Origin of the sequence: Brevibacillus sp. HB1.1, assembly GCF_013332445.1 — a bacterium.
GTDB classification, from domain to species: domain Bacteria; phylum Bacillota; class Bacilli; order Brevibacillales; family Brevibacillaceae; genus Brevibacillus; species Brevibacillus porteri.
Genome location: NZ_JABMIV010000011.1, coordinates 235,400 through 242,479, shown reverse-complemented (window position 1 = coordinate 242,479; position 7,080 = coordinate 235,400). Strand labels below are relative to the sequence as shown.

Here is a 7,080-nt window from a genome sequence, read left to right as displayed (position 1 = left end):
TCCTGTTGTTCCTGTTGATCCTGTTGATCCAGTCTCTCCCGTGGTTCCAGTGGCTCCTGTTGATCCTGTTGATCCAGTCTCTCCCGTGGTTCCAGTGGCTCCTGTTGATCCTGTTGATCCGGTCTCTCCTGTTGCTCCAGTGGTTCCAGTCGCTCCGGTTGATCCGGTTACTCCGGTGGATCCAGTGGTTCCCGTCTCTCCTGTTGCTCCAGTCGTTCCACTTGATCCGGTCTCTCCTGTTGATCCGGTGGCTCCGGTCGCTCCCGCTGTTCCCGTTTCTCCAGTCGCTCCAGTTACTCCGGTCTCTCCGGTGGATCCAGTGGTTCCCGTTGGTCCGGTGGCTCCAGTTGATCCGGTAGCTCCGGTCTCTCCTGTTGCCCCCGTCACTCCAGTTGTCCCAGTCGCTCCCGTTGTTCCAGTTGTTCCAGTTGCACCAGTCTCTCCAGTCTCTCCAGTGGCTCCCGTTGCTCCGGTGGTTCCAGTTGCTCCAGTTACTCCGGTCTCTCCCGTTGCCCCAGTCACTCCGGTTGATCCCGTAGTTCCAGTTGCTCCTGTTGATCCAGTCACTCCGGTTGATCCCGTTGCTCCGGTTGCTCCAGTCGCTCCAGTCGCTCCAGTCGTTCCAGTCGTTCCAGTCGTTCCAGTCGTTCCAGTCGTTCCAGTCGTTCCAGTCGTTCCAGTCGTTCCAGTGGTTCCAGTCGTTCCGGTTACTCCGGTCTCTCCCGTGGTTCCGGTCTCTCCTGTGGTTCCGGTCGCTCCCGTGGCTCCGGTCGCTCCCGTGGCTCCGGTATCTCCGGTGACTCCGGTTACTCCGGTCTCTCCTGTTGATCCGGTTTCTCCGGTGACTCCAGTCGCTCCAGTCGTTCCAGTCGTTCCAGTCGTTCCGGTGGCTGCCGTCTCTCCAGTTGTTCCCGTGGCTCCTGTTGGTCCGGTATCTCCGGTTGATCCAGTCTCTCCCGTGGCTCCGGTCTCTCCCGTTGATCCAGTCTCTCCGGTTACCCCGGTGGCTCCAGTCTCTCCGGTGACTCCGGTGGTTCCAGTCACTCCAGTCGCTCCAGTCGTTCCAGTCGTTCCAGTCGTTCCAGTCGTTCCAGTCGTTCCAGTCGTTCCGGTTATTCCGGTCTCTCCCGTGGATCCAGAAGCTCCGGTTGATCCAGTCTCTCCCGTAGTTCCGGTTGCTCCAGTCGATCCGGTGGTTCCGGTCTCTCCCGTTGCTCCGGTGGCTCCAGTCGCTCCCGTTGCTCCTGTCGTTCCTGTGGCTCCTGTTGGTCCGGTCTCTCCGGTTAATCCAGTCTCTCCAGTGGATCCAGTCGCGCCTGTGACTCCGGTCTCTCCGGTTGATCCAGTCGCTCCCGTTGCTCCGGTGGTGCCAGTGGATCCCGTGGATCCTGTAGCTCCGGTGGTTCCGGTCTCTCCCGTTACTCCGGTGGTTCCAGTCGATCCAGTGGATCCAGTCGCTCCGGTTACTCCGGTCTCTCCCGTTGATCCTGTCGTTCCTGTGGCTGCCGTCTCTCCAGTTGTTCCCGTTGCTCCGGTTGGTCCGATCTCTCCGGTTGATCCAGTCACTCCGGTGGTTCCGGTGGTTCCGGTGGTTCCGGTGGTTCCGGTGGTTCCGGTGGTTCCGGTCTCTCCAGTTGCTCCAGTTGATCCGGTGGCTCCAGTCGCTCCAGTGGCTCCAGTGGCTCCGGTGGTTCCAGTTGATCCCGTTGATCCGGTCGCTCCAGTGGTTCCGGTTTCTCCAGTCGCTCCCGTTGCTCCGGTGGTTCCTGTTGTTCCTGTTGTTCCTGTTGTTCCTGTTGTTCCGGTCTCTCCTGTTGCTCCGGTGGTTCCAGTCGCTCCGGTTGATCCGGTTACTCCGGTTGATCCAGTTACTCCGGTCTCTCCTGTTGCTCCAGTTACTCCGGTCTCTCCTGTTGCTCCAGTCGTTCCACTTGATCCGGTCTCTCCTGTTGATCCGGTGGCTCCGGTGGCTCCGGTCGCTCCCGTTGTTCCAGTTGCTCCAGTGGCTCCGGTCTCTCCGGTCTCTCCCGCTGTTCCCGTTGCTCCAGTCGCTCCAGTCGCTCCAGTTACTCCGGTCGCTCCGGTGGATCCAGTGGTTCCCGTTGGTCCGGTGGCACCAGTTGATCCGGTAGCTCCGGTCTCTCCTGTTGCCCCCGTCACTCCAGTTGTCCCAGTCGCTCCCGCTGTTCCCGTTTCTCCTGTTGTTCCAGTCGATCCGGTTAATCCGGTCGCTCCCGTTACTCCGGGCTCTCCCGTTGATCCAGTGGCTCCGGTCTCTCCGGCGGCTCCAGTCTCTCCCGTGGCTCCGGTTGTTCCCGTTGCTCCCGTTGATCCTGTAGCTCCGGTGGTTCCGGTCTCTCCAGTGGCTCCAGTTGCTCCGGTTACTCCGGTCTCTCCAGTCGTTCCGGTGGTTCCAGTGGCTCCGGTCTCTCCTGTGGATCCCGTGATTCCAGTTTCTCCAGTATCTCCCGTTTCTCCAGTGGTTCCGGTGGTTCCGGTGGTTCCGGTGGTTCCAATTGATCCAGTGGCTCCCGTTTCTCCAGTCGCTCCGGTTACTCCGGTTACTCCGGTTACTCCGGTCTCTCCAGTGGTTCCCGTGGTTCCAGTGGTTCCGGTCTCTCCCGTTGCCCCAGTCGCTCCAGTGGATCCCGTAGTTCCAGTTGATCCGGTTTCTCCGGTTTCTCCAGTCGCTCCGGTGGTTCCAGTGGCTCCAGTACCTCCCGTTGATCCGGTGGTTCCAGTCTCTCCCGTCGGACCTCTCGCCCCGGTAGCTCCGCTTGGTCCCCTCGGTCCACTAACTCCTGTTGCTCCAGTTGCTCCAGTTGCTCCCGTCGGTCCAGTTGGCCCTGTTGGCCCCGTAACCCTCTTTACCGGACATTCAGTTGCATCCAGCACCGCCTCCAGCTTCTGTTGCAAAAGCAGGTCTTGCTTTGTCGTTGCTTCGAGCATGTCCCGCACACTCTTGTTTAACGCGAGCAAATCCGAAATGGTGGCTCCTGGTCCAGATAGCCCGGGAATTGTCCCGAGTGCATACTGAATTTTTTCAGCTTCCGCATTTAAAATATGACTAAGCCCCAACTCTTCCATAGCTAAAGAAGACAACATTAAATTGAGCGCATCGTCACGCCCTATCTGAATAGTCGGGGTGATATTCGGTATATTTGGAAATGACATGATTCTCCTCCTCTTTGAAAAGGATGTTTCCCCTCCCTCATGAGTTGTTACACAAGAAGCCGTGGCATACTGTTTTCCCAATCACCTGAAAAAGTATTGGACAAAAAGAACGTCACTTACAGACAACTACGAGAAAATAGAAGGAGAAAGGAAACCGTTGCTCATTCATTAGAGGAATCAATACGAGGAGTAATCGTTATTGAAGTGCTTTACGAAACCATAAACGGGGTCTTTGTTTTCATTCATCCTCTTCCTCCAAAAAAGAAGCCATCCCCCTTAATCTAAAAAGGGATTCCAACAAACTGACATGCAGCTCTTACCAGTAACGGATGGAGAATCTCCTTCTTTAATCAACGGGGATCGATTCCATTTTTGTAGAGAAGGCCCGTGCAAATAACAATTTCCCAAATACAATACCTACAACCAAGAAGGAGTATAGCCATCTACTGTTCTACCCAATCCAGTTGCTCCAGTTTTGCAAAATAAGCTTCGTTGTACGCTACACTTGGATGCGTCGGGTAATACAGCTTTGCCATGTCGTGATGAATTTTTGCCTTTCGTTGATCCCCGATCCGATCGTAGCAGTAGCATAGTTGTATATGCGGCAGCCACGTCCATGCTGATTCATCTACCTTCCCCATGGAACCTTGTGGCCGCTCCAATAATGTCGCTTGCCGGTACCAATAAATGGCCTTCGGGAAATCCTGCTTCTCCACAAAAAAAGCCCCCATCCTGCAGCAAATCTCCGCACGCGGAAGGTCAATCGCGAGTGTCTTGGTCAAAGATTGAATCTGTTTTTCAGGTTGCTTCAAGTGAGCGTAACACTCTGACTGCTTCTGACACGCCCATATTTGATCCTCGATCCAACCCAAACCTCCGTCCAAAAACAACTGATACTGCTCAGCCGCCTCTTCGTACCTCGCATGATCGAACAATTCATTTGCAAAATAAAATTGGTCACGCGGATCAAAAACTTCGCCTTCTTCCTTGCGCCTTACATAGATTTGCAAATTCCGGTCTGTATACGGCTTATTTTTTTCGTGAGTAATGGCGATTTCACTGTGCAGAATTTCCCCCGCGACAGCCAAATACTCATGGACCGCCCCATGCCAAACAAAGTTACACTTCCGTCTGACGAGGCGATTTCTTCGCAAATAGTGAACCGGCTTCCCTCGCTCATCTACCATTAAGTGGTACGGCATCGAGACACTGTCGTAATCAAAATTGTCCAAGGCCTTCAGTGCTGCAAATCGTTCCCGATCCACTTCCAAAAGCACATCATCCGCATCCAGCCAAAAAATGTACGTCATCTTGGCTTGCGCAAAAGCAAAGTTACGAGCTGCTGAAAAATCGTCCACCCAGGTAAAATCAAACAGATGTGCACCATAGGTCAATGCAATTTCTTTGGTTCGATCGGTCGACCCTGTATCGACAATGATGATTTCATCCACCAAATCGTAGACCGTCGACAAGCATCGACCGAGTGATTCTTCCTCATCCCGAACGATCATGCACAAGCTAACCGTGAACATGCAGATCGCCCCCTCCCCAGAAAATCATTTTCTCAACATCCTATTTCCTTCCTTCCCCCTTTATGTATCCGTACTTTCATAACCATCACCTCGCACGAATATGGTGTAACAATATGTTCTGACAACACCGAAAAGAAGGTGATCATCCGAATGAGCCCGCCTCTCCTTTCCCTATGCATGATCGTCAAAGACGAAGCAGACCAGATCGAAGCTTGTCTGTCCAGCGTGCATATGGTGGTAGACGAGATCATTGTTGTCGATACAGGATCAACCGATGGTACACAGGATATTTGCCGGAAATACGGAGCGAAAGTTCTGGAGATTCCTTGGGAAAACAGCTTTGCGAAAGCGAGAAACGCCGGATTGCAGGTTGCCAAGGGAGAGTGGATTTTATGGCTGGATGCGGATGAAATCGTACAGGAAGAAAAAACGGGGGTGCTTCGTCAGGCTGTGAGTGCGAGCAAAGGTGACGCCTTTTTTATGAAAATGATCCATTACACTGGATCGCAAAAGGTTCAAGCTTCGCACCACTCCTCCTTCCGCTCCGGGCAAATCCGCTTATTTCGTAACAAAAAAGGGTTCCGATTTGTGCGAGACATTCACGAAGTGCTTCAATGGCCGACCACCGTTTCTAGGGATCTCGCCGTCCCTTTGCTACCTGTACATATCCACCATCTCGGATATATGGAAGATGCCGTTCAACGAAAACAAAAAGCTTTGCGCAACTTGAGGCTCTTACGTCACGAAAGAAAGCAATCCAAACAAGACCCGTGGTGCGATTACCATCTTGCAAACGAATTTTTTCGCGCTAAACAATTGGAGCATGCATTTACACTAGTGAATCAAGCAATAAAAGGCTTTTTGACCACCAAACAGCCTCCCCCGTCTATTTGCTACAAGCTGAAATTCGATATTCTTTTCCAGCATGGCAGTATGCGCGGAGCATGGCCGGGGATTGCACGAGCTATTCAAATCTACCCCAATTACGTAGACCTTCATTTTTACAAAGGCGTTTTCCTGATGGAGCATGGTCTGTATGCCGAGGCGATAAAGGCTTTCGAGTATTGCTTAGAGATCGGGGACAATCAGTGGGAGCATTTTAGTGAGCAAGGAATGGGGAGCTTTTACGCTTTTCACTTTTTGGGACGATGCATGGAGCGCATGGGCAAGGCACATGAATCCCTTGTCTACGATTACACAGCAAGCTCCCTGCTTACTTCGCACTTCGCACAAAAGCGAGAGGTGGTGCTATGAGCGTGAAAACAAGTGTGCTAATCGGAAGTCCAGTTTGTCAGAAACCAGATGTTCTCCGGATGTTTTTGTTTTCGTTAGAAAGGCTGTCGACCTCAAACTTGACGTTGCACTATTTGTTCGTAGATGACAATAACGATCCACTTTCGAGCAAAATTCTTCAAAACTTTGCAGAAAAACACACGGGACAGGTCGACATTATCCCCGCTGCTGGCAGCCTGCATCCTTACACATGCGATGAAACGACCCACTACTGGAGCGACGCACTCGTCTGGAAGGTCGGTGGATTCAAGGACGAAATGATCGCCCGCGCCAAACACCATGATTACGACGCCCTCTTCCTCATTGATTCGGATTTGCTTCTCCAGCCAACTACTTTGGAAGTTTTGCTCGCTTCTGACAAACAGATCATATCTGAAATCTTCTGGACGAGCTGGACACCAGATACTGTCCCCGTCCCACAGGTGTGGCTCAAAGACGAATACACCCAATTCGAATGCGCACGCCATGAACAAATTTCCTTAGAAGAACAATACTTGCGGAAGTACGCTTTCTACGGACAACTCCGTGTCCCCGGCGTATATGAGGTAGGTGGTTTAGGGGCTTGCACCCTCATTCGCAGAAAAGCGCTGCAGGCTGGTGTCAGCTTTAAGCAAATTCCAAATCTGAGCTTCTGGGGCGAGGACCGTCATTTCTGCATCCGGGCTCAGGCTTTGGGTTTGTCCCTTTTTGTGGATACACACCATCCCGCTTTTCATCTCTATCGGGAGAGTGACTTTGCGGAAGCGCGAACCTGGATGAAGCAAATCTACGGCTCCGCTCCTTTACGCGTCAAAACCACTCGCTCTCCTGTCGTCAACAATACAATCCCCCTTGGAAACTAAACCATTATATGGTATATTCATTCCACGTCTATTTGGATGGAAAGGTACGGTAACTACGTATGCCAACAACTACTTTGTAATGGCCTAAAAAACTGGATAGCTGGCCCTTCGGAAAACAAACTGTTTTTCGCACAGGTGCAGTCTGCCCTTTTTTCCCATTACAAAGGAACGTAACGAAATCTGTAGGTGGTTATCCTGACGGAGGTTCGCTATGGGGAATCTCCGTTTTTTTGTGTCCA

4 protein-coding genes are annotated in these 7,080 nt (G+C 52.4%); 2 read left to right on the top strand and 2 right to left on the bottom strand.

The window, feature by feature from the left end:
- A partial coding sequence (locus HPY27_RS30455; RefSeq protein ID WP_371814369.1) for an alpha-helical endospore appendage domain-containing protein occupies positions 1-3,174 on the bottom strand: 3,174 nt, incomplete at its 3' end.
- A 443-nt stretch (positions 3,175-3,617) separates the two neighbouring features.
- Positions 3,618-4,706 (bottom strand): glycosyltransferase family 2 protein, encoded by a 1,089-nt coding sequence (locus HPY27_RS24685; RefSeq protein ID WP_017251839.1) that lies wholly within the window; start codon positions 4,704-4,706, stop codon positions 3,618-3,620.
- A 150-nt stretch (positions 4,707-4,856) separates the two neighbouring features.
- Here HPY27_RS24685 and HPY27_RS24680 point away from each other — a divergent pair, with 150 nt between their 5' ends.
- Together HPY27_RS24680 and HPY27_RS24675 are read left to right on the top strand one after the other, a co-directional pair.
- The gene (locus HPY27_RS24680) at positions 4,857-5,960 is read left to right on the top strand and encodes a glycosyltransferase family 2 protein (protein ID WP_174226220.1); all 1,104 of its coding nucleotides are present in this window, start codon (positions 4,857-4,859) and stop codon (positions 5,958-5,960) included.
- Entirely contained in the window at positions 5,957-6,841 is an 885-nt protein-coding gene (locus HPY27_RS24675; RefSeq protein ID WP_174226219.1) for a glycosyltransferase family 2 protein, read from the top strand. Before HPY27_RS24680 ends, HPY27_RS24675 begins: the two co-directional genes overlap by 4 nt.
- Positions 6,842-7,080: the final 239 nt, after the last annotated feature.